Genomic DNA, 22,174 nt, shown 5'->3' with positions numbered 1-22,174 from the left:
AGCCGGAATTCAAGCGGGCGCGATGCCGTCCGCCGACAGGCGCAGCACGCGGTCCGCGCGCGCGGCCGCCGCGTCGGAGTGCGTCACCAGCACCAGTGCCGCCTGCTGCGAGCGCGTGCGTTCCAGCAGCACATCCATCACCTGACGCGCCGTCGAAGGATCGAGATTGCCCGTGGGCTCGTCCGCCAGCAGCAGTGGAGGCGAGTGCACCAGGGCGCGCGCGATCGCCACGCGCTGCAGCTGCCCGCCGCTCAGTTGCGCGGGCAGGCGATGCCCGAGTCCTTGCAGCCCCACCGCCTGCAACATGGCCTGCACGCGCGCTTCATCCGGCTTGCCCAGAAGCAGCAGCGGGATGGCCACGTTCTGCGCAACGTCCAAATGGGGCAGCACGTGGAAGGCCTGGAACACGAAACCCACGTGCGTGCGGCGCAGCAGCGCGCGGCCGGGTTCGTCCAGCGCCGCGAGGTCATGCCCATCCAGCACGACGCGGCCTTCGTCCCACTCGTCCAGTCCCGCCAGGCAATTGAGCAGCGTGGACTTTCCCACGCCCGATTCGCCGACGATGGCGACGAACTCGCCGCGTTGGACCTGCAGCGACACGTTGCGGAACACGGCCGCGTCGCCGTAGCGCTTGCCCAGGCCCTGGATGTCGAGCAGTGCGCTCATGCGAGCGCCGCCTTCGCGGCTTGCAGCACGCGATCCACGGCGCCGGGTCGATCGCACGCGATCACCGTGCGCTGCATGCCCCGCAGCCACGTGATTTGCCGCTTGGCCAGCTGCCGCGTCGCGAAGATGCCGCGGTCGCGCAATTCGCGCGCGCCCCAGCCTTCGTCCATGGCCTGCCAAGCCTGCCGGTAGCCCACGCTGCGCAAGCTGGGCAGGCCCGGATCGAGATCCCCACGCGCGCGCAACGCCCGCACTTCGTCGAGGAAGCCTTCCGCCAGCATCGCGTCGAACCGCTGCGCGATGCGCTCGTGCAGCCACGCGCGGCCGTCCGGTTCCAGCGACAGCAGCGCCAGCGGCTTCAGGCCTTCCGTGCGGGACGCGCCATGGAATTCGCTCAGCGGCTTGCCCGTCGAGCGGAACACCTCCAGCGCCCGCTGGATGCGCTGCGAATCGTTGGGCGCCAGGCGCGCGGCAGTCACGGGGTCGGCTTTCGCCAGCTCCGCATGCATCGCCGGCCAGCCTTGGGTGCGCGCTTCATCCTCGATGGCCGCGCGCACCGCCGCATCCGCCGCGGGCATCTCGTCCAGTCCCTCGAACAGCGCCTTGAAGTACAGCATCGTGCCGCCCACCAGCAGAGCGACGCGGCCGCGCGCATTGATCTCCGTGACCAGCCGCGCCGCGTCGCGCGCGAACTCCGCCGCGCTGTACGGCTGCGACGGATCGCGGATGTCGATCAGATGGTGGGGCACCGCCGCGCGCTGCGCCGCCGTGGGTTTCGCCGTGCCGATGTCCATGCCGCGGTACACCAGCGCCGAATCCACGCTGACGATCTCGCTGGGGAATGCCCCGGCCAGCGCCATGGCGGCGTCGGTCTTGCCCGAGGCGGTGGGGCCGGCCAGGGCGAGCAGGCGGGGGGCGTTCGGCATCGGCGCCGAGGCTAGCAGAAGGAGAACGTGCTCAGCGCAAGCTGAACAGCTGCCGCACCGCTTCGCGGTAGCGCGCCTGGCCGACGTACATGGTGCTGTGATGCGAGCCGCCATCCACCAGCAGGAACTGCTTCTTGCCGGTAGCGGCATCGAAGAGCCGCTGCGCCAGCTCGCTCTTGATCAGCGTGTCGTTGGCGCCGTGCACCACCAGCAGCGGCGAGCCGATCTTCGCCACCTTGTCGACGGAATCGAAGCGCTGCGTGATCAGCGGGCCGATCGGCAGCCAGCCCCATTTGAACGTGGCCGCCACGTCGGCGATGGAAGTGAAAGTGCCTTCGACGATGGTGCCCTGCTCGTCGTCGACGCTGGCCGCCAGGTCGATGGCGATGGCGCCGCCCACCGAGTGGCCGAACACGTAGCGCGGGTTCTTCGGGTAGTGCTGCGCCAGCCAGGCCCACGCCTGCCGTGCGTCTTCGTAAGCGGTGGCTTCCGAAGGCAGGCCGGGGCTGCTTTTGCCGAAGCCGCGGTAGTCGATGGCCAGCACCGAGAAGCCCATGTCCTGCAGCCGCCGCATGCGGCCGGCCGAGCCCGCCACGTTCCAGCGCGCGCCGTGCAGGTACAGCAGCACCGGCGTGTCGGGCCGCGGCTCGTCGGCGGGCAGCCACAGCGCGTTCAGGCGCGCGTGTTCGCCGGTGACCTTGGAGTCGAAGTCGATCCAGACTTCGTCCATGCCTTCGGCCAGGTCGGCGCTGCTGCCCCAGGCCTGGTCGCTGGGCTGGAAGATCCAGGTGCGCTGCTTCTCGTCGAGCGTGGCGCAGCCCAGGGTGAGGGCGAGGGAGAGGAGGGCGGCGAAGGCGAAAGCGAGACGGCGGGCCATGGGCAGGACTGTGAGTTGCGGCGCGGCGGCCGAGTTCCCCGGCTCAGCGCCCGCGCAGGAACAGCGCGTCCAGCTCGCGCACCGACAGCTGGCGCCACGTGGGCCGGCCATGGTTGCACTGGTCGGAGCGCTCGGTCTCTTCCATCTGCCGCAGCAGCGCGTCCATCTCGGGCAGCGTCAGCTTGCGATTGGCACGCACCGCGCCGTGGCAGGCCATGGTGGCCAGCAGCTCGTTGCGGGCGCGCTGCACCACAGTGCTGGCATCGTGGTGCGACAGCTCATGCAGCACGCTGCGCGCCAGTTCCACCGCATCGCCTTGCGCCAGCGTGGTGGGCACCGCGCGCACGGCCAGCGTCTTGGCCGAGAACGGCTCGATCTCCAGGCCCAGCAGACGCAGCGTGTCGGCGCAGGCTTCGGCGGTGGCCACTTCCTGCGGCGTGGCGGCGAAGGTGGCGGGGATCAGCAGCGGCTGGCTGGCCAGGGCCTGGCCTTCGCCGGTGTCCAGTTGCGACTTCAGGCGCTCGTAGACGATGCGCTCGTGCGCCGCGTGCATGTCGACGATGACCAGGCCGTGCCTGTTCTCGGCGAGGATGAAGATGCCGTGGATCTGGGCGACGGCGCGGCCGAGCGGCCAGTCGTCGTCGGATGCCCCCCCATCCGTTCGGCCTGAGCTTGTCGAAGGTGCTACCCCCGCTTCGACAGGCTCAGCCCGAACGGTTTGGAGCGTACGGAGAGGTGCGGCTGTGTCGAAGCTTGAGGCGGCACCCCACGCTCGCGGCGCATCCTGCGTGCCGACCGCGGGCGAGGGCGCCGCCGACGGCTGCCAAAGTGCCGCCAGATCCGACACCCGATTCCCCGCCGGCTGCGAGAAATCCATCCGCGGCTGCTGCCACGTCGGCATGCGCGGCGCGGCGGGCGCTTCGGCTTCGGGCGCCCCCGCCTCCGCCGCTTGCCCCGCGCGCGGCGCCGCCAGCGCCGCTTCCAGCGCGCGCCGCACCGCCTGGTGCACTTCGCGGCTGTCGCGGAAGCGCACCTCGATCTTGGTCGGGTGCACGTTGACGTCCACGCGCGTGGGGTCGATGTCCACGTACAGCGCGTACACCGGCTGGCGCTGGCCGTGCAGCACGTCTTCGTAGGCGCTGCGCGCGGCGTGCGTCAGCACCTTGTCGCGCACGTAGCGGCCATTGACGTAGGCGAACTGCTGGTCGGCGCGCGAGCGGGCCACGTCGGGCACGCCGGCGCGGCCGCGCACCTGCAGCGGGCCGTGGACATGTTCCACGGCCACGCTCTGTTCGAGGAAGTCGTCACCCAGCACATCGGCCAGGCGCTGGTCCGGCGTGGCCGCGCGCCACTGCTCCGCCAGCTTGCCTTCGTGCCAGATGGCGAAGCCCACGTCGGGCCGCGCCAGCGCGTGGCGGCGCACCGCCTCGATGCAGTGGGCCAGCTCGGTGGCGTCGGTCTTCAGGAATTTGCGGCGGGCGGGCGTGCTGAAGAAGAGTTCTTTCACTTCCACCGTCGTGCCGGTGGCGCGCGCGGCGGGGCGCAGCTCGCCGCTGCGGGCATCGAGCAGGAAAGCGCTGGACTGGCCTTCGGTGCGCGACGCGATGCTGAGTTCGGAGACGGAAGCGATGGCGGCCAGCGCCTCGCCGCGGAAACCCATCGTGGCCACCGATTCCAGGTCGGACAGGCTGCCGATCTTGCTGGTGGCGTGGCGGCGCAGGGCGATGGGCAGTTCCTCGCGCGGGATGCCTTGCCCGTCGTCTTCCACCGACACCAGGCGCACGCCGCCGGCCAGCAACCGCACGGTGACCTGGCGCGCGCCGGCGTCCAGCGCGTTGTCCACCAGCTCGCGCACCACGGAAGCGGGGCGCTCCACCACCTCGCCGGCCGCGATCTGGCTGACCAGCTCGTCGGGCAGTTCCCGGATGGGCCGGCGGTGGTCCGGATGGAGCACTGCGTTCACCCCATCGATTCTAGGGGGCCGGAGATAATCGGCCGCCATATGGAATACCTCGCCTTCCTGGTCGATTTCATCCTGCACGTCGACAAGCACCTCGAAGCTTTCGTCGCCGCCTACGGCACCTGGGTGTACGCACTGCTGTTCCTGATCATCTTCATCGAGACCGGCGTGGTGGTCATGCCGTTCCTGCCCGGCGACTCGCTGCTGTTCGTGGTGGGCGCGATGTGCGGCGTGGGACTGATGGACTACCCGACGTCGGTGGCGCTGCTGTGGGGCGCGGCGGTGCTGGGCAACCAGAGCAACTACACCATCGGCCACTACATCGGGCCGCGCGTGTTCCAGTGGGAGCAGTCGCGCTTCTTCAACCGGCGCGCCTTCGACCAGGCGCACGCGTTCTACGAGAAGTACGGCGGCTTCACCATCGTGGCGGCGCGCTTCATGCCGTTCCTGCGCACCTTCGCGCCCTTCGTGGCCGGCGTGGCGCGCATGACCCGCGCCAAGTTCACCTTCTTCGACGTGGCGGGCGGCGGCCTTTGGGTGGGCGGCATCGTCACGGCCGGCTATTTCTTCGGCGGCATCCCGTGGGTGAAACAGCACCTGGACAAGATCATCTGGGCGATGATCCTGGTCCCCGGCCTCATCGTCATCGCGGGGGCGCTGAAGGCCCGCTTCAAGGGGCAGGCCACGGTCGCCTGACTGGATCCCCGCCTTCGCGGGGATTGACCGCCCCGTGCCGGCTGCGCCCTCACTGGCCGGCGGTCAACTTGTGCACCAGGTCGGCCGTCGTGTTGGCCTTGTACTTGCGCATCAGACGCGCCCGGTAGATCTCCACCGTGCGGTGGCTGATCTGCAGCGCCTTGCCGATCTCCTTGGACGTCATGCCATCCAGCAGGCGCGCGGCCACTTCACGCTCGCGCGCGGTGAGTTCGGCCTTCACGGGCCGCTGCGCGCTCAGGTCCTCGAACGACCAGATGCCGGACTCGTGCGGCGCCTCACGGTTGAGCGCGCGGCCCGTCACGTGGCACCAGAACACCTCGCCGTTGGCGCGCTTCATGATGCGGTCGTCGGCGTAGTGGCCCTTGGCGTTCAGGATGGGCACCATGCGCGCGCCCAGTCTTTCGTATTCCTCCGCGCTGGGATACAGGGTCAGGAACGATTGGCCGATGAGCACTTCGCGCGAGAAGCCGAACATCTCGCACAACTGCCGGTTGCAGTCCACGATGGAACGATTGCGCGAAAGGCACAGCCCGATGGGCGCCAGGTCGAAAGCCAGGCGGTAATCAACGTCCACCGGGCTAACCTTTACGAGAAACTACGTAGCACATTAAGTAGTATCGTAACCGTGTTCCCGGCGGTTCCCGCCGGCGCGTCCTTGCTCGAGGAGACTTCTGGTGAACAAGCTTTATCCCAACGCCGCCGCCGCCCTCGATGGCGTTGTGCGCAACGGCCAGCTGATGGCCGTCGGCGGCTTCGGCCTTTGCGGCATCCCCGAGGCGCTGATCGACGCGCTGCGCGACAGCGGCACGAAGGACCTCACGGTCATTTCGAACAACGCGGGTGTCGACGACTTCGGCCTGGGCAAGCTGCTGGCCACGCGGCAGATCAGGAAGATGATCTCGTCGTACGTCGGCGAGAACAAGGAGTTCGAGCGCCAGTACCTGGCGGGCGAACTGGAGCTTGAATTCACGCCCCAGGGCACGCTGGCCGAGAAGCTGCGCGCCGGCGGCGCGGGCATCCCGGCCTTCTTCACCAAGACCGGCGTCGGCACCGTCGTGGCCGAAGGCAAGGAACTGCGCGAGTTCGACGGCGAAACCTACGTGATGGAACGCTCGCTGGTGCCCGACGTGGCGCTGGTCAAGGCCGCGGTGGCCGACAAGAGCGGCAACCTGCGCTTCAACCTCACCGCGCGCAACTTCAACCCCGCGTGCGCGATGGCCGGCAAGGTCTGCATCGTGGAAGTGGAGAAGATCGTCGAAGTGGGCGAGCTGGCCCCGGACGACATCCACCTGCCCGGCATCTACGTGCACCGCATCGTGCACAACGCCAGGCCCGAAAAGCGCATCGAGAAGCGCACCACCCGCACCGCGTAAGTCCTGCGACAAGCTCAGGACGATCGGAATACAGGAGAAAACCATGCCCTGGACCCAAGACCAGATGGCCGCGCGCGCGGCGCAGGAACTCGAGGACGGCTTCTACGTGAACCTCGGCATCGGCATCCCGACGCTGGTGGCCAACCACACCGGCAGCAAGGAAGTGTGGCTGCAGTCCGAGAACGGCATGCTGGGCATCGGCCCGTTCCCGACGGAAGCCGAAGTCGACGCCGACCTCATCAACGCCGGCAAGCAGACCGTCACCACCATCAAGGGCTCGTCCATCTTCGGCAGCCACGACAGTTTCGCGATGATCCGCGGCGGCAAGATCAACCTCTCCATCCTGGGCGCCATGCAGGTCAGCGAGAAGGGCGACCTGGCCAACTGGATGATCCCCGGCAAGATGGTCAAGGGCATGGGCGGCGCCATGGACCTGGTCGCGGGCGTCAAGCGCGTGATCGTGCTGATGGAACACGTCGCCAAGAAGAAGGACGGCACCGAGGACATGAAGATCCTGCCCTCGTGCACGCTGCCCCTCACCGGCGTGGGCGTGGTCGACCGCATCATCACCGACCTGGGCGTGATGGACGTCACCCCGCAGGGCCTGAAGGTCGTCGAGCTCGCGCCCGGCGTCACCTTCGAGCAGATCCAGTCGAAGTCCGCCGCCAAGCTGCTGCAGTGATGCGCGCGCGAGTGTCCGGGCGCATGCCGCCCCGACACTCGCCGCCACACCGGTAACGTCCCGTCACCCGCCACCGAAAGTGGCTGACACGCGCTGGCTGCTTCGGCCTGCGCTGAGCCAGTCGCTGGCTCTTCACCATCGTCTGCATCGAGGCCGAAATTGCCGCCGGCCGTGGAGTGATGCGATGAAGATCCAACTGGCCATCGTGGCCGCCGCCTGCTGCTGGGCCACCCAGGCCCTGGCTTGCTACACCGTCTACGACCGCAACGATCAGGTCGTCTACAACGCCCAGCTGCCGCCGGTGGACATGAGCCGCCCGCTGCACGAGACGCTGCCGCAGTCTTATCCCGGCGGGCACATGGTGTTCGGCTCCGGCGACGATTGCCCCGTGGTCAATGCGGAACGGCGGCTGCGCACCGCTTCGAAGACGGGCCGCTCGCCGCTGCTGACCGACGCCGCCACCGCCGAGCGCATGGGCCTGCCGCACACGATGATGGCCAACGGCGTGGCCGTGGTGCCGGACCGTCCCGACGACATGCGGCCCGGCGTGGTGCTGGCCGAATCGGGCCTGCCGCCCGCGCAAGCGCCCAATACCACCATGATGGGCGCGGGCCCGGCACGCAACCCGGCGCAGGCGATGGGCGCGGGTCCCGCGCGGCCCGGGCAGGTGATCACCGAGATGCACAACCCGCCGATGACGGCGGTGCAGCCGGCGCAGCGCCAGCAGCAGCCGGTCAACCGCTCGCGCTGAGCGCCGCCGGCCTCGCCGGCCGGAACACCAGCACCAGGCCGCCCGCGATGGCGGCCATGCCTGCCATCGCCAGCGGCGCCAGCCGGTGGCCGAACACCAGCCAGTCCAGCACCGCGGTGCCCGCGGGCACCAGGTAGAACAGGCTGGTGACGTTCACCAGGTCGCCCGACCGGATCAGGCGATAGAGCAGCAGCGTCGCCCCCACCGAGATCACCAGGCCCAGCCACAGCACGCACACCACCAGATTCGTGTCCCAGGCGACATGCACCGGCTGCCACGGCAGGAACGCGGCGCACATCGACAGGCTCACGGCGTACTGCACCGGCAGCACGTCCAGCGGTGCTTGCTGCAGCCGCTTCTGCAGGATGGAACCCGCAGTCACGCACGCCAGCGCGGCGAGCGCGAACGCGATGCCCGCGGCCGGCATGCGCGACAGCACCAGGCTGTCGTACACCACCAGCACCAGGCCGCCGAGCGAAAGCGCCAGCCCCGCGAGCCTGCGCAGCGGAAAGCCGCGCTCCACCCACAGCAGCGTCAGCACCGGCTGCACGCCCAGCGTGGTGGCCAGCACGCCGGGCGTGAGGCCCGCGTCCAGCGCCAGCAGGTAGGCGATGGAGTAGCCACCGATCATCAGTGCGCCGGCGCCGGCCGCGAGCGGTGCCGTGCCCGGGGCGGGTCGCAAGCGGCCGCGCGCCAGGCCCAGCGCGACGAGCACGGCGAAAGCGAGGGCGAAACGAAGCGAGAGAAAGGCGAAGGGGCTGGCGGAAGCCAGCCCAGCCTTGGCGAAGAGAGCGCCGCTGCTCCACAGCAGGACGAACCACGCCGTGGGACCGAAAGCGGTCCGGGCCATCGAGGCCAGTTTCATGGAGACACCTGTCGAAATCGGGAATGAACGCGGTGCTCCCGCGCGTGCACGCCGCCGGCGTGGCCGGGTCAGGCGGGAGCTACGGGTTGCCGACGAGAGTCAGCGCAGCGCGGCCGCCGGGGGAGGCGGGGCGCCGGCACCGCGCGAAGGAGGCGCGATGGACAGGTGACGGGCGTTCATGCGTCAAATGATACGCGGCTAGAACTTGCGGCTCACGAACTTCGACCCTGCTTCCCCGAACCGCCACGGCACGTCGATCGCCTTCGTGATGCCGATGCGCGGTCCCTCCACCACGTGCACCGCATGCGCCGCGGCCAGCACCTTGAACGGCTTGCGGTCCAGCCGGTGGCCGTTCAGGTCGTGCGTGATGCCCAGCGCCTGGCCCACGCGCCCCGGCCCCGAGCACAGCAGCCGCGCGTCGTGCACGCCGCGCCTCTCGCGCATGGTGTCCAGCCCGTGCGTGGGTTCGATGGCGCGGATCAGCACCCCGGCACCGTGGCCTTCCTCGCGGCAGACGAAATTCAGGCACCAGTGGATGCCGTACGAGCGGTACACGTACGCGCGTCCCGGCGGGCCGAACATCGACGCGTTGCGCGGCGTCAGCCCCGAGAAGGTGTGCGAAGCAGGGTCGTAGCGGTCGTACGCCTCCGTCTCCACGATGCGGCCGCCCACGCCATCCACCAGCAGCGTGCAGCCGATGAGCGCGTGCGCGACCACGTGCGAATCGCCTTCGAAGTCGGCGGGAACCAGCGGCCGGGTCATCCGAACGTTTTCTCCAGCCGGCGGATGCGTTGCCACAGCTGCGCGGGGGTGACCGTGGCGATCTGCATGGCGCGCATGCATTCGTCCAGGCGGTGCGTCCGATCGCGCAGCATCGCGATGGCTTTGGTGACCGAGGCGGCGGCATCGGTGTAGCCATACGCCCGCTCGGCCTTCGCGCGCGCCTGGCGCAGCAGCGCCGCAGGGGCCTGCATCATCGCGAGGTCGATCAGGTCGCGGCTGAACACCGCGTCGTCGCGCCAGCGGTCGGCGTTGGCCAGCAGCTTCTCGGCGGCCAGGTCCAGCGGCGTGAGGGTGGCGATGCCGCAGACCGCGTCGGCAGTTCCCGGTGCGTCGAGTTCGATGCGGCCTTCGTGGACGATCTCGAACTTGATCGTGCTGGCGCCGCCGCGCACCAGCGTGCGGATGCCGTAGCGATCGGCCACGACGTCGCGCGCGAGTTCCAGCGACAAGCCTTCGCGCACCAGCGGCGCCAGGCCCGCGGGGCTGTCCAGCAACTTGCGCAGCTGCCCGTAAGAAGGCCCGTCCGCCACCAGGAAGTCGATGTCCACCGACTCGCGGTACTCGCCGTAGCGCAGCGCCATCGCCGTGCCGCCGCCGAACCAGCAGCGGTGCTGCGCCAGCACCTGCGGCGACAGCGCCTGCAGCACGAGCGCCACGTCGCGGTGGTGCGCGCGCTCAAACAAGCGGGCGTCCCCCGCCGATGGTGGTGGCCAGCGCGTTGACCAGCGCGATCTCTTTCATCGTGAGCGACTGGCCATCCACGTGGCGCCAGTTGCGCTCGTACAGCGACAGCGCTTCCTGCGGCGTGAGTTCCTCCACGCCGGGCAACTGCCACGCCAGCTGCTTCAGCTGCGGGTAGTCGGCCAGCCTGATCCTGTCGGGCAGCGGCTGCGCGGCGGGCTGCGCCGGGTCGGCCAGCGAAAGCTCCAGGCCCAGTGCCTGCGCGGCGGCGAGCCAGGCGCCGACCGTGACGCTGGTCTCGCCTTTTTCGATGCGGTGCAGGGTGACGCGCGACATGCCCGCCGCTTCTGCCGCCGCGGCGGCGGTCACCTGCTGCCGCTTGCGGGCCTGGCGCAGCTGTTCACCCAGCTGCGCCAGGTGCTGGGCAGCCGGTTCAGGCAGAGGTGGGGCGGCGGCTGGCATTGCTTCTCATTTTGTTCATTTTCATTGAAATGTCAATAATGAGAAACTCTTTTGTGCCAACCCAGGACGGGCATGCGCAAGGCCAAAAAAGAATGCCACACGCACCGGCTGCGTGCCGGGGCGCGTGGCGAAGTGGAAATGGCAAAGCCCGGACGCGGTTTTTTGCCTCGTGCGGAGAAAGCAGTTTACTGTATAAATGATCAGTATTTCGCCGCTTCCCCCAATCCTCCTTCCTCCACCTCCATGCAGCCCGCTGCAGAGCTTTGCGTCCCCCACGTCTGGCGCGTCACCGACCTCGCCGGCGAGGAAGCGGCGCGGCCCAGCGGCCATGCGGCGCTGGACGAGCAGTTGCCCGGCGGCGGCTGGCCGCACGGCAGCCTGATCGAGCTGCTGCAGGTGCGGCCCGAAGCGCATGTGTGGCAGCTGGTGTTGCCCGCGCTGTCCTCCGCTTGCGCGGACAAGCCCGGCCCCATCGCGCTGGTGGGTGCGCCGCATCCGCCGTTCGGTCCCGCGCTGGCCGCGCAAGGCCTGGCCGCCGACCGCCTGCTGTGGATCCGCACCGACGTTGCCGCCGCGCGCCTGTGGGCGGCCGAGCAGGCGCTGCGCTGTGCCGACGTGGTGGGCGTGCTGGCCTGGCTGCCGCAGGTGCGCTCGCAGGAACTGCGCCGCCTGCACCTGGCGGCACGCAAGCACGGCAAGCTGCTGTTCGTGGTGCGCGGCACTGCGGCCGCGCGACAGGCCAGCCCCGCGCCGCTGCGCCTGCTGGTGGAAGGCGTCGAGGAGATGCAGGTGCGCATCGTCAAGCGCAAGGGGCCGCCGGTGGACCACGCCATCGTGCTGCCCGCCGCGCCCGAGCGCCTTCGCGCGCTGCTGGAAGCGCGCCGCCGTTCGCCGCAGGCGCAGCCCGCGGCCGTTCCCGCCACCCCCGAAAGGAGATCGCATGTACTGGATCGCCTTGTCACCGAAACTTGAAACCGATTCCCTCGCCTGGACCTGGTGGGCCCTGCGCTTCACGCCCCGCGTGGCGTGGGTGGAAGGCGCGCTGCTGCTGGAGGTGTCCGCCAGCCTGCGCCTCTTCGGCGGCAAGCGCGGCCTGCTGCAGCTGCTGCTGAAGTCCCGCGAAGACCTGCCCTTCGCCGCTTGGGCCGTGGGGCCCACTTCGCTCGTCGCCTTGGCGCTTCTTCGCTGCAAGCAGCAGTCGCTGCCCGTGCCGAAAGACTTGCCCGACGCGCTGCCGCTGGAACTGCTCACCGCCGCGCAGCCGCACGTGCCCTTGCTGGAGCGCACCGGCATCCGCACCTGGGGCCAGCTGCGCGCGCTGCCGCGGGGCGGTGTCGCGCGCCGATTCGGCGCGCCGTTGGTGGCAGCGCTCGATGCGGCCTGGGGCCAGCGCCCCGAGCAGTACCGCTGGGAAACGTTGCCCGACGGATTCGACTTGAACGTCGAACTGGTGTCGCTGGCCACGGCCGCGCCCGAGCTGATGCTGGCCGCCGGCCACCTGCTGCGCCTGCTGCAGCACTGGCTGCAGGCGCGCAACCGCGGCGTGCTGGCGCTGGAACTGGAATGGACGCTGGACCTGCGCCGGCTGAACGGCGTGATGCTTCCATCGAAAGAGCAATTGCCGGTGCGCACCGCGCAGCCCACGCAGGACATGGCGCACCTGCGGCGCTTGGTCAGCGAGCACCTGGACCGCGCCACGCTGGCCGCGCCCGCCAACCACCTGCGCCTGCGCTCGCTGGACACCGTGCCCTGGGGCGGCGCCACCACCAGCCTGCTGCCGCAGGACCGAGTGGAAGGCGAGAGGCTGCATGAATTCGTGGAGCGCCTGTCGGTGCGGCTGGGCGAAGACAGCATCGTGGTGCCGTGCGCGCACGAGGACCACCGCCCCGAATGCCGGCAGCACTGGGCGCCCGCGCGCGGCCATGAAGCCACGCCCGCCGCCGGCAGCGACGCGCTCTATCCCACCTGGCTGCTGCCCGCACCGCTGAAGCTGCGCATGCAGGGCGAGACGCCGTGCTTCGGCGGCCCGCTGCGCCGCCTGGCGCGCATGTACCGCGTGGAAACCTCATGGTGGGAAGAGGCCGGCCCCAGCCTGCGCGACTACTTCATCGCGCGCAGCCCGCAGGCGGGGCTGGTGTGGATCTACCGCGAGCGGCCGCCCTCCATGGCGCAGGAGCTGGAGAAGAACCAGTTCGACTGGTACCTGCAGGGCCTGTATGCCTGAGCAATCCCTCAAGTCCAAGCCGTTCCTGGACGAAGAGCAGCTGCCGCCCATCCTCGGGAAAGGCCCCGACCTGCTGCCCCGGTATGCGGAACTGCATTGCCTGTCGAACTTCAGCTTCCAGCGCGGCGCTTCCCACCCGCAGGAACTGGTGCGGCGGGCCTACGACCTGGGCTACGAAGTGCTGGCGATCACCGACGAATGCTCGGTGGCCGGCGTGGTGCGGGCCTGGTCGGGGTGGAACGACTACCGCGCTTTCATCGACAAGCTGGAAGAGTACTTCCCCGGCCAGCCGCGCAAGCGCGACTTCAGGCTGCTGTACGGCGCCGAGTTCGATTTCGGCGACGCGCGGCTGGTGGCGCTGGCGCGCGACCTGGAAGGGTGGGGCGGCCTGTGCGAATTCATCAGCGCCGCCCGCATGACCACGGTGAAGGGCAGCTACGACGTCGGCTGGGACCGCAGCGACCTGCGCCTGCTGCAAGGCTGCGAGGTGCTGTACGTCCCGCCGCGCGAAGAGGGCCGGCGCATCGGCCTCGAAGCCACCGTGCAGCGGCTGGCGCAACTGCGCCGCCTGTACCGGGAAGGCTTGTGGATCGCCGTCCACCTGCCGCACCTGATGGACGACGACCTGTGGCTGGCCGACCTTCGCGAAGCCGGCCGGCGCGCCGATGTGCCGCTGGTGGCCGCCGGCAACGTGCACATGCACGCGCGCTCGCGCAAGCGGTTGCAGGACGTGGTCACCGCGGTGAGCCTGGGCAAGCGAGTGGACGACTGCGGCCTGGCCTTGCAGGCCAATTCGGAGAAGCACCTGCGCCACCGCAAGCGCCTGGCCGAGATCCACCCGCGCGAGCTGCTGGACAACACCCTGGAAGTGGCGCGGCGCTGCACGTTCAGGCTGGAGGAAGTGCGCTACCACTACCCGCTGGACGTCCTGGAACGCGGCATGACGCCCACCCAGCAGCTGCGCCAGCTCACCTACGAAGGCGCGGCCCGACGCTGGCCGAAGGGCATCCCGGAGAAGGTGCACGAGCTGCTGGAAAAGGAGCTGCCCCTCATCGAGGAGTGCGAATACGAGATGTTCTTCCTCACCGTGTACGACATCGTGAAGTTCGCGCGATCGAAGGACATCCTCTGCCAGGGTCGCGGCTCGGCGGCCAACTCGGTCGTGTGCTATTGCCTGGGCATCACCGCGATGGACCCGACGATCTGCGAGCCGCTGCTGGAGCGCTTCATCAGCAAGGACCGCCGCAACGAGCCGCCCGACATCGACGTGGATTTCGAGCACGAGCGGCGCGAGGCCGTGATCCAGTACGTCTACGGCAAGTACGGCCGGCACCGCGCCGCCATCGCGGCCGTGGTCATCACCTACCGCACGCGCAGCGCCATCCGCGACGTGGGCAAGGCATTGGGCATCGACGAAAAACTGGTGGACGCCTTCGCCAAGGACCACTACTGGTTCGACGACGAGCTGGCCGCGGACAAGCTCGGCGAGATGGCCGCGCAACTGGGGGTGCCGCTGGCCGCGCACCGCGCGCGCCTGTGGCTGGAACTGACGCAGCAGCTTCGCGGCTTCCCGCGCCACCTGTCGCAGCACGTGGGCGGCTTCGTCCTCACCCAGACGCGGCTGACCCGGCTGGTGCCGGTGGAAAACGCGAGCATGAAGGACCGCTCGGTCATCCAGTGGGACAAGGACGACCTGGAAGACCTGGGCCTGATGAAGGTGGACGTGCTGGCGCTGGGCATGCTCACCGTCATCCGGCGGTGCATCGACCTGGTGTCGCTGCGGCGGGGGACGCCGTTCACTCGCTACGACGTTTCCAAGGAAGACCCGGCCACCTACGACATGGTCTGCCGGGCCGACACCGTGGGCGTGTTCCAGATCGAGAGCCGGGCGCAGATGTCGATGCTGCCGCGGCTGCGGCCGCGCAAGTTCTACGACCTGGTCGTGGAAGTCGCCATCGTGCGGCCCGGGCCCATCACCGGCGGCATGGTGCATCCCTACCTCAAGGCGCGGGAGCGCGAGAGAAAGGAACTGGAGATCGTCTACGAGCGCTCGAAATACGAGAAGACCGGTACGCCGCGGCTGCAGAAGGCGCTGGAGCGCACCTTGGGCATCCCGATCTTCCAGGAGCAGGTGATGGCGATCTCCATGCTGTGCGCGGGGTTCTCGGGAGAAGAGGCCGATGGCTTGCGCCGCGCGATGGCGGCCTGGAAACGCAAAGGCGATGTGGGCCGTTACGAAGATCGCCTGAAAGGCGGCATGCGCGTCAATGGCTACAGCGACGAATTCGCCAACCGCATCTTCGAGCAGATCAAGGGTTTCGGCGACTACGGCTTCCCCGAAAGCCACGCCTACAGCTTCGCGCTGCTGGCGTACGAAAGCAGCTGGCTCAAGTGCCACGAGCCCGCGTGTTTCCTGGCCGCGATGCTGAACTCTCAGCCCATGGGCTTCTACGGACCTTCGCAGCTGATCCAGGACGCCAAGCGGCACGGCGTGCGCGTGCTGCCGCCCGACGTGTCGTTCAGCGACTGGGACAGCACGCTGGAAGGCGACATGGCCGAACCGGCGGTGCGGCTGGGCTTGCGGCTGGTGGGCGGATTGAAAGAGGTGGCCGCGCGCCGCATCTCCGAAGCCCGCTCGGGGCGTGGCCCCTTCGCCGACACCGAAGACCTGGCGCTGCGCGCGAGCCTGGACGTGCAGGACCAGTCCGCGCTGGCGGCGGGCGATGCCTTGCTGTCGCTGGCCGGCCACCGCCGCCAGCAGGTGTGGGAAGCCGCGGGCCGGCACCGCGCGCCGGAGCTGATGGCGCAGGCGCCCATCCAGGAAGCGCCGATCGAACTGGCGCCCGCGCACGAAAGCGAAGAGGTCGTGTTCGACTATGAGTCACTGGGGCTGACGCTGCGCCGTCACCCGCTGGAGCTGCTGCGGCCGAAGCTGTCGAAGCGCGCTTTCCTCAATGCACGCCAGCTGGGCGAGCTGCCCGCCGGCCGCGAAGTGTCGGCCTGCGGCATGGTCACCGTGCGGCAGCAGCCCGGCACGGCCAAGGGCACCGTCTTCGTCACGCTGGAAGACGAGACCGGGCCGGTGAACGTCATCGTGTGGCGCGGCGTGCGGGAAGAGCAGCGCGAGCAGTTGCTGCACGCGCGCCTGCTGGCCGTGCACGGCACCTGGCAGCGCGACGACAGCGGCCAGGTGTGTCACCTGATCGCCAGGCAGCTGGAAGACCTGACGCCGCTGCTGGGGCGTTTGGGGCGCGACAACCGCAGCCGGGACTTCCATTGAGACGCCCCGCGCTGTCGCGCAAGCTGCTCATCGCACTGCGCCCCGGCCGGGCGAGCCGCGATGCCATCCAGGCTTGCCAGGACCAATGGACCTGGCCGGAAGGAACCTGGGTCACGCCGCCGTACTGCCTGCACTTGACCCTGGCTTGCTGCCACGCGACCCGCGAAGCGGAAGAGGTGCTGCATGCCGCGCTGGCGGGCGTGCCCTTCCAGCCTTTCCGGTTGCGCCTGCACGAGGTGGCGGCCTGGCGCGGCAAGCGCTGGCCCGCGGTGTTCCTTGCGCAACCGAACCACGGCCTCGACCAGCTGCGCCACGACGTCCGCCATGCGTTGCTGCTGGCCGGCTTCCCGGTGTGGCGCGAAAAGGCTTCGTGGCGGCCCCACGTCACGCTGGGCTACGACGCGCGCGGCGCGCGTTGCAGCGCTGCGCCGCCAACGGTCGACTGGCCGGTGCGCGAGTTCTTCCTGATCCATTCCCACGATGGCCTGCACGACGTGCTGCACCGGTATGCCACCGCGCCCGGCGGCCTCATCCTGCCCAGCCAGGCGCCGCACCGGACGGAGTCGTTCATCAGCGCTTCCGCGTTGCAGCGCCTGCAGGGCGCCCGATGGGCCCAGCCCGATCTCTTCCGCTGACCTCTGCGCTCGCGCTCCTGTCCGACACCGCGCGACCGCGACCTTGCCCACCATCGTCGGCAAGGACACATCCATGCTCGAACACCTGCCCGAAGCGCTGGGCCACGCGCTGCGCGACCGTCGCGCCGGCCTGGACAAGCTCGTCTTCAACCGCTGCGGCATGCGCGCGGGGCTGGGCATGGTGCAGGTCAGCAGCCTGGCTTTCGCCGACCACGCACCCATCCCCGAGCGCTACACGGCCGATGGCGAAGGCCTGTCGCCGCCGCTGGAATGGCACGGCCTGCCTTCGGGCGCGGCCAGCCTGCTGCTCATCGTCGAGGACGCCGACGCGCCCACGGCCGAGCCGCTGGTGCACGCCATCGTGGTGGACCTCCCGCCGCGGGACGGCTCGCTGCACGAAGGCGCGCTGGCCAGCCCCGGCCACGAAGGCGACGACGTGCACGCCGGCCGCAACTCGTACTTCCGCGCCGGCTGGATTCCGCCTGACCCGCCGCGCGGGCACGGGCAGCACCGCTACGCGTTCCAGCTGTTCGCGCTGGGCGAAGGCGAGGCGTTCAGCGGGAAGCCCACGCGCGGCGAAGTGCTGAAGGCCATCCAGGAAAGGGGCATGGCGGGTGGCCTGCTCGTCGGCACCTACGAGCGGCCGGATGGCAGCATCAAGGACGAGCAGAGGCAGGCCGCCGCGGCGCGCGTAGTGCAGTAACGCCATCGCCACCGCGCGGCTGCGCGGCGACAATCACTCGCGGCCGCGCAGCGCGGGCCGGGAGACGAGCATGGACATGGAACTGGCGGGCCGGCATGTGCTGGTCACCGGCGGCGGTCGCGGCATCGGCCTGGCGTGCGTGCGCGCCTTCCTGCGCGAAGGCGCGAAAGTCAGCCTGGTGGCGCGCCGCGCCGACAGCGTGGCCACCGCGCTGGCCGCGTTGCGCGGCGAAAGCCTGGAAGCGGCCGGCTACGACGCCGAACTGACCGACCCGCAGACGGCCGTGGCGATGCTGGACATGGCCGAGCGCAAGGGCGGCCCGGTCGACGTGCTGGTGAACAGCGCGGGCGCGGCGCGCCGCACGCCGTTCACCGAGCTGCAGCCGCAGGACTGGCACGACGCGATGCGCGCCAAGTTCTTCACCTACGTGCACGTGATGGACCCGATGGCGAAGCGCATGGGTGCGCGTGGCGCGGGCGCCATCGTCAACGTCATCGGCATGGGCGGCAAGACCGCGCGCACCACGCACCTGCCCGGCGGCGCGGCCAACGCGGCGCTGATGCTGGCCACCGCCGGCCTGGCCGCCGCGTGGGGATCGAAAGGCGTGCGCGTGAACGCGGTGAACCCCGGCGCCACGCAGACCGAGCGTCTGCTGGAAGGCGTGGCCGCGGAGGCGCGGCAGAAAGGCGTGTCGCGCGAAGAGGCGCTGCGCGGCGCGGGCGACGGCATCCCGCTGGGACGCGTGGCGCTGCCCGAGGAGATCGCGGATGCGGTGGTGTACCTGGCTTCGGCGCGCGCCAGTTACGTGAACGGGGCGATCCTGTCGATGGATGGGGGGATGGCGGCCATCGTGGTGTGAGCCGAGAGCGCGCCGCTCACTTCACTCGGCCTTGCCACTGTTGTCAGTTGAAGCCGCGATGGCTTCGACTTCCAGCATCAGGTCCGGCCTCACCAGGCCAGAGATCAGCTGGGTCGTCCAGCACGGAACGTGGGTGCCGAACACCTCGTCGAGCACCGCAGCCCCTCGGCTGCGAGCGTCTTCCCCGGACGGGCGGTGCGCGGCGACGGCCAGCAAGTTGCACTTGACGATATCGCGCACCGTCATGCCCGCGGCCTCGACGTTCAACACCACATTGCGCAAGGCGTGGTGAAGCTGCTCGAAATAGTCGTTGGGCACCGTCCCGTCCGGCGTGCAACCGATTTGTCCCGAAACCAGGACCGTCCGCGCGTTCGCCGGAATCTCCACGGAATGGGAATACCGCCCGATGGGGCTGGCGACGGAGGCCGGGTTGCGGAAAGTATTCATCCGTGCATTCCAGGAGCGGGACTGGCCGAAGCCGCTTCTCGGTTTCAGTCCTGACTGCCATTGCGGCAGATGGAGCGGGCGATGGGAATCGAACCCACGTCTTGAGCTTGGGAAGCTCAGGTCCTGCCATTGAACGACGCCCGCGGGTGAGTGGCGGATTCTACGTGGGATTGACCGGCCAGTCGCCGTGAGCTTCCGTAGAATCGCGCCCGCGCATCGCAGCCACTTGGCTGCCGCGCGCAATCCGCTGGGGGTGTTGGCGCGACCGCAAGGCGCGCGCCGGCTGAGAGAGTCCCTTTGAACCTGATTGAGGTAATCCTCGCGCAGGGAAGCACGTTCCAGGCTGTGCCGGCTTTCTCGCTCGTGCCGGCGCGAGTGCCTCGAACGTTCGCCGACCTGCCATCTGCATGAGTTGCACATGGCACATCCATCGTTCTCGCGTTTGCGTCGTTTCCGCCGGTCGTTCCTGGCGCTGTCGCTTCTGGCCTGCGGCACGGCCTGGGCGCAGCAGGCGCCGCCCGCCGCCGGCAGCCCGGCTGGCCGCCACATGATCGCGGAGATCCAGGTCATCCCGCGGCCGGCCGGCACGGCCGGCGACCGCTACAAGCATGTCGACGCCGCCATCGCCGTCATCCAGGCGTCCGGCCTTCACTACGAGGTGCACGGCATGGGGACGGTCGTGGAAGGCCCACCCGAGAAGGTCTGGCCGCTGCTGCAAGCCGTGCACCATGCCACCCTGGAATCGGGAGCCGAGCGCACGCTGAGCATCATCAAGGTGTCCAGCGCGGCCGAGCCCGGCGGGCCGCGCATCGACGACCTCACCCGAAAGTTCCGGAAGTGAGATGACCACGGGCGTCCACTGCCGCTGCGCCAGCGGCGCACCGGCAGTGGACGCACATTGCGCCTAGTGCGCGCGCAGTGGAGCCGCGTTCCGCCGGCCAGACATGCGCTCCGCCCGCACCGCCAACCCAAACACCCCGAACCCCGCGATTGCCAGTAACGCGCCCACCCACCCGGTGGACGTCCAGCCCAGCCCCGCACTGATCGCCACACCCCCCAGCCACGCCCCCAGCGCATTCGCCAGGTTGAACGCCGAGTGATTCAACGCCGCCGCCAGCGTCTGCGCCTCCCCCGCGACATCCATCAACCGGATCTGCAGTGCCGGCCCGATCGCGACGATGGTCCCGATCAGGAACGTGCCCGCCGCCGCAGTGGCCACGTGCTGCGCCGCGAGCGAGAACCCGCCCAGCACCACCACCGCCCACAGCAGCAACCCGCCGATGGTGCGCATCAGCGAGCGGTCGGCCAGGCGCGCGCCGACCAGGTTGCCTGCGACCATGCCGCTGCCGAAGAGGGCCAGCACGAGAGGCACTTGCGCCAGCGGCAGGCCGGCCACTTCGGTCAGCGTCGGCTTGATGTAGCTGAACACGCAGAACATGCCGCCGAAGCCGATGGCGCCGATGCCCAGCGTCAGCCACACGTGCTTGTTGCGCAGCGCCTGCAGTTCGCGCCAGGGGCTGGCGCCCGGCGCGGCGGGGATGTGCGGCGCGGCGCGCAGGAACCGCGTGTCGCGGGACGAAGGGGAAGCGGGCAGGCAGCCGCCAACGGCAAGGCCTTGCTCCGGCTGGAGCCTGGGAGTGGTCATTCGCGGATGGATGCGCCGCAGGAGGGCGGCGAAGGCAGGGGACCCGTCAGTCCCGGAAGAGGGTGAACCTTATCACCGCGTGTGCTTTCCTGCGGGCGTGGGGGCTCTCCGCCGCCCATACGCAATCCATCGTATTGGTGCGTGCCGACTCCCCGCCCCACGATGCGCCTTCGGCCCAGCCACGGGCCGCCAACTCAAGGAGTAATGCCATGGCCCTGGACGAGTCGAAACTCAATGCTTTCATGGACAACTTCGTGCACGACGTGGGCGCGATGATGCACGCGGCCACCGTCGTGGTGGGCGACCAGCTCGGCCTGTACAAGGCGATGGCGGAAGGCCCCGCCACGCCGCGCGAACTGGCGCAGAAGACCGAGACGGACGAGCGCTACCTGCGCGAATGGCTGTCGGCGCAGGCGGCCAGCGGGTACGTCAGCTACGAAGCCGCCAGCGGCCGCTTCTTCCTCACCGAGGAGCAGGCTTTCGCGCTGGCGGAGGAGGGCAGCCCGGCGTTCATCCCGGGCGCCTTCCAGATCGGCGTGGCGCAGTTCAAGGCCATTCCCAAGATGGTGCAGGCGCTGCGCACGGGCCTGGGCGTCGGCTGGCATGAGCACGATCCTTCGCTGTTCAACGGCACGGAGCGGTTCTTTCGGCCCGGCTACGCGGCCCACCTGGTCGGCGAATGGCTGCCGGCGCTGAGCGGCGTGGTCGACAAGCTGAAGGCCGGCGGCAAGGTGGCCGACGTCGGCTGCGGCCACGGCGCTTCGACGACGCTGATGGCCAAGGCTTTCCCGAAAGCCACGTTCACCGGCTTCGACTACCACTCGCCTTCCATCGACCGCGCCGCCAAGGTGGCCGAGGGTGAAGGGCTGTCCACGGACCGCATCAACTTCCAGGTGGCCACCGCGCAGGACTACCCGGGCCGCGACTACGACCTGGTGGCGTTCTTCGACTGCCTGCACGACATGGGCGACCCCGTGGGCGCCGCGCGCCACGTGAAGGAAACGCTCAAGCCCGGCGGCAGCTGGATGATCGTGGAGCCGTTCGCCAACGACAACCTCGAAGACAACATCAATCCGGTGGGCCGCGTGTACTACTCGGCATCCACCTTCATCTGCACGCCGGCTTCGCGCTCGCAGGCGGTGGGCCTGTGCCTGGGCGCGCAGGCGGGCGAGAAGAAGCTGCGCGAAGTGGTGCAGCAGGGCGGGTTCAGCGACCTGCGCCGCGCGGCGCAGACGCCGTTCAACCTGATCTTCGAAGCGCGCGCCTGAGCAGGGCGGTCAGGCCGCCTGTTGCTGCTTGGGCGCTTCGACAGGCGGCGTGCCTTCGTGGATGCACGTGGCCAGCATCTTGCGCAGCTCGGGCGTGTCTTCGTGCCCATGCACCGTCTTCGCGTGCTGCGCGGCGGCTTCCACCAGCTCGCTCTCGCTGTCGGCGGCGATGGCGATGCTGCAGTTCATGTCGCTCGGGACTTCCCGGCAGTCGATGTATTGGCGTGCCATGTGGACTCCTTGTGCCCCGCGAGCGGGGCGTTGGCACCAGCGAAAACGGAAGCGGGCGCTGCGTGCACGGCCGCACGTGCGCGGCCGTGCAGCCGGTTGCAAATCACCGGTCGCCCCGCAGGGCGGATGCGGCACCGCT

At 69.6% G+C, this 22,174-nt stretch carries 23 protein-coding genes, 1 tRNA gene and 1 pseudogene; 12 read left to right on the top strand and 13 right to left on the bottom strand.

All coding sequences use genetic code 11. The annotated features are described in order from the left end of the window. Positions 1–9 precede the first annotated feature (9 nt). The 4 genes from EZ216_RS06545 to mutL are packed head-to-tail and all read right to left on the bottom strand — an operon-like array spanning position 10 to position 4,471. A complete protein-coding gene (locus EZ216_RS06545) occupies positions 10–666 on the bottom strand; it encodes an ABC transporter ATP-binding protein (RefSeq protein ID WP_135248883.1) in 657 nt (218 codons plus the stop codon). After that, positions 663–1,592 carry a tRNA (adenosine(37)-N6)-dimethylallyltransferase MiaA gene (gene miaA, locus EZ216_RS06540; protein ID WP_135248882.1) on the bottom strand — a complete coding sequence of 310 codons (930 nt, stop codon included), beginning with the start codon at positions 1,590–1,592 and terminating at the stop codon, positions 663–665. The genes EZ216_RS06545 and miaA overlap by 4 nt, the downstream gene beginning before the upstream one ends. Positions 1,593–1,623: 31 nt before the next feature. Next, complete coding sequence (locus EZ216_RS06535) at positions 1,624–2,469, bottom strand: alpha/beta hydrolase (protein ID WP_135248881.1); 846 nt, start codon at positions 2,467–2,469, stop codon at positions 1,624–1,626. 43 nt (positions 2,470–2,512) lie between these two features. Continuing rightward, a complete protein-coding gene (gene mutL, locus EZ216_RS06530) occupies positions 2,513–4,471 on the bottom strand; it encodes a DNA mismatch repair endonuclease MutL (RefSeq protein WP_135248880.1) in 1,959 nt (652 codons plus the stop codon). Here mutL and EZ216_RS06525 point away from each other — a divergent pair, their 5' ends adjacent. Next, on the top strand, positions 4,472–5,125 hold the full coding sequence (locus EZ216_RS06525; protein ID WP_135248879.1) for a VTT domain-containing protein: 654 nt from the start codon (positions 4,472–4,474) through the stop codon (positions 5,123–5,125). A 49-nt stretch (positions 5,126–5,174) separates the two neighbouring features. Here the strand turns inward: EZ216_RS06525 and EZ216_RS06520 are convergent, their stop codons facing one another. Further along, positions 5,175–5,720 carry a PAS and helix-turn-helix domain-containing protein gene (locus EZ216_RS06520; protein ID WP_135248878.1) on the bottom strand — a complete coding sequence of 182 codons (546 nt, stop codon included), beginning with the start codon at positions 5,718–5,720 and terminating at the stop codon, positions 5,175–5,177. A gap of 100 nt (positions 5,721–5,820) precedes the next feature. Between EZ216_RS06520 and EZ216_RS06515 the strand changes: the two genes are divergently transcribed. The 3 genes from EZ216_RS06515 (at position 5,821) to EZ216_RS06505 (ending at position 7,952) form a co-directional block, all read left to right on the top strand. After that, positions 5,821–6,519 (top strand): CoA transferase subunit A, encoded by a 699-nt coding sequence (locus EZ216_RS06515; protein ID WP_135248877.1) that lies wholly within the window; start codon positions 5,821–5,823, stop codon positions 6,517–6,519. A 43-nt stretch (positions 6,520–6,562) separates the two neighbouring features. Continuing rightward, entirely contained in the window at positions 6,563–7,201 is a 639-nt protein-coding gene (locus tag EZ216_RS06510; RefSeq protein ID WP_135248876.1) for a 3-oxoacid CoA-transferase subunit B, read from the top strand. A 184-nt stretch (positions 7,202–7,385) separates the two neighbouring features. Beyond that, complete coding sequence (locus tag EZ216_RS06505) at positions 7,386–7,952, top strand: hypothetical protein (RefSeq protein ID WP_135248875.1); 567 nt, start codon at positions 7,386–7,388, stop codon at positions 7,950–7,952. Here the strand turns inward: EZ216_RS06505 and EZ216_RS06500 are convergent. From EZ216_RS06500 to EZ216_RS06485, 4 genes are all read right to left on the bottom strand, one after another. Continuing rightward, on the bottom strand, positions 7,936–8,817 hold the full coding sequence (locus tag EZ216_RS06500; protein WP_135248874.1) for a DMT family transporter: 882 nt from the start codon (positions 8,815–8,817) through the stop codon (positions 7,936–7,938). The two genes, EZ216_RS06505 and EZ216_RS06500, sit on opposite strands and share 17 nt — an antisense overlap. A 198-nt stretch (positions 8,818–9,015) precedes the next feature. Further along, entirely contained in the window at positions 9,016–9,579 is a 564-nt protein-coding gene (locus tag EZ216_RS06495) for a DNA-3-methyladenine glycosylase (RefSeq protein ID WP_135248873.1), read from the bottom strand. Further along, on the bottom strand, positions 9,576–10,283 hold the full coding sequence (locus EZ216_RS06490; RefSeq protein ID WP_135248872.1) for a nucleotidyl transferase AbiEii/AbiGii toxin family protein: 708 nt from the start codon (positions 10,281–10,283) through the stop codon (positions 9,576–9,578). Before EZ216_RS06490 ends, EZ216_RS06495 begins: the two co-directional genes overlap by 4 nt. Next, positions 10,276–10,743 (bottom strand): helix-turn-helix domain-containing protein, encoded by a 468-nt coding sequence (locus tag EZ216_RS06485; RefSeq protein WP_135248871.1) that lies wholly within the window; start codon positions 10,741–10,743, stop codon positions 10,276–10,278. Before EZ216_RS06485 ends, EZ216_RS06490 begins: the two co-directional genes overlap by 8 nt. A 243-nt stretch (positions 10,744–10,986) precedes the next feature. Here EZ216_RS06485 and imuA point away from each other — a divergent pair, with 243 nt between their 5' ends. From imuA to EZ216_RS06455, 6 genes are all read left to right on the top strand, one after another. Then, positions 10,987–11,715 carry a translesion DNA synthesis-associated protein ImuA gene (gene imuA / locus EZ216_RS06480; RefSeq protein WP_135248870.1) on the top strand — a complete coding sequence of 243 codons (729 nt, stop codon included), beginning with the start codon at positions 10,987–10,989 and terminating at the stop codon, positions 11,713–11,715. Then, positions 11,684–12,967, top strand: a complete 1,284-nt coding sequence (locus EZ216_RS06475) for a Y-family DNA polymerase (protein ID WP_135248869.1) — start codon at positions 11,684–11,686, stop codon at positions 12,965–12,967. The genes imuA and EZ216_RS06475 overlap by 32 nt, the downstream gene beginning before the upstream one ends. Then, on the top strand, positions 12,960–16,247 hold the full coding sequence (locus tag EZ216_RS06470) for an error-prone DNA polymerase (protein WP_135248868.1): 3,288 nt from the start codon (positions 12,960–12,962) through the stop codon (positions 16,245–16,247). Before EZ216_RS06475 ends, EZ216_RS06470 begins: the two co-directional genes overlap by 8 nt. Further along, positions 16,244–16,882, top strand: a complete 639-nt coding sequence (locus EZ216_RS06465; protein WP_167772838.1) for a 2'-5' RNA ligase family protein — start codon at positions 16,244–16,246, stop codon at positions 16,880–16,882. The genes EZ216_RS06470 and EZ216_RS06465 overlap by 4 nt, the downstream gene beginning before the upstream one ends. A 73-nt stretch (positions 16,883–16,955) precedes the next feature. Continuing rightward, positions 16,956–17,585 carry a YbhB/YbcL family Raf kinase inhibitor-like protein gene (locus tag EZ216_RS06460; protein WP_135248866.1) on the top strand — a complete coding sequence of 210 codons (630 nt, stop codon included), beginning with the start codon at positions 16,956–16,958 and terminating at the stop codon, positions 17,583–17,585. Positions 17,586–17,655: 70 nt separating this feature from the next. Next, complete coding sequence (locus EZ216_RS06455) at positions 17,656–18,444, top strand: SDR family NAD(P)-dependent oxidoreductase (protein WP_135248865.1); 789 nt, start codon at positions 17,656–17,658, stop codon at positions 18,442–18,444. 21 nt (positions 18,445–18,465) lie between these two features. Here EZ216_RS06455 and EZ216_RS06450 read toward each other — a convergent pair whose 3' ends face one another. Then, the gene (locus tag EZ216_RS06450; protein WP_135248864.1) at positions 18,466–18,891 is read right to left on the bottom strand and encodes a RidA family protein; all 426 of its coding nucleotides are present in this window, start codon (positions 18,889–18,891) and stop codon (positions 18,466–18,468) included. A 70-nt stretch (positions 18,892–18,961) separates the two neighbouring features. After that, positions 18,962–19,035 (bottom strand) — tRNA-Gly (locus tag EZ216_RS06445). A gap of 274 nt (positions 19,036–19,309) precedes the next feature. Here EZ216_RS06445 and EZ216_RS06440 point away from each other — a divergent pair. After that, positions 19,310–19,732 carry a thiamine-binding protein gene (locus tag EZ216_RS06440; RefSeq protein ID WP_205959622.1) on the top strand — a complete coding sequence of 141 codons (423 nt, stop codon included), beginning with the start codon at positions 19,310–19,312 and terminating at the stop codon, positions 19,730–19,732. Between the two features lie 63 nt (positions 19,733–19,795). Here EZ216_RS06440 and EZ216_RS06435 read toward each other — a convergent pair. After that, positions 19,796–20,422: pseudogene (locus tag EZ216_RS06435) on the bottom strand (MFS transporter); the annotation flags it as partial. Positions 20,423–20,745: 323 nt separating this feature from the next. Between EZ216_RS06435 and EZ216_RS06430 the strand changes: the two are divergent. Then, positions 20,746–21,804, top strand: a complete 1,059-nt coding sequence (locus EZ216_RS06430) for a class I SAM-dependent methyltransferase (RefSeq protein ID WP_135248863.1) — start codon at positions 20,746–20,748, stop codon at positions 21,802–21,804. A gap of 9 nt (positions 21,805–21,813) precedes the next feature. Here EZ216_RS06430 and EZ216_RS06425 read toward each other — a convergent pair whose 3' ends face one another. Next, positions 21,814–22,035, bottom strand: coding sequence for a DUF1059 domain-containing protein (locus EZ216_RS06425; RefSeq protein ID WP_135248862.1), 222 nt, complete (start codon positions 22,033–22,035; stop codon positions 21,814–21,816). Positions 22,036–22,174 lie beyond the last annotated feature (139 nt).

Origin of the sequence: Ramlibacter humi, assembly GCF_004681975.1 — a bacterium.
GTDB lineage: Bacteria > Pseudomonadota > Gammaproteobacteria > Burkholderiales > Burkholderiaceae_C > Ramlibacter > Ramlibacter humi.
The sequence above is the reverse complement of the archived record's forward strand: the minus strand, read 5'-3'. Positions and strand labels throughout refer to the sequence as shown.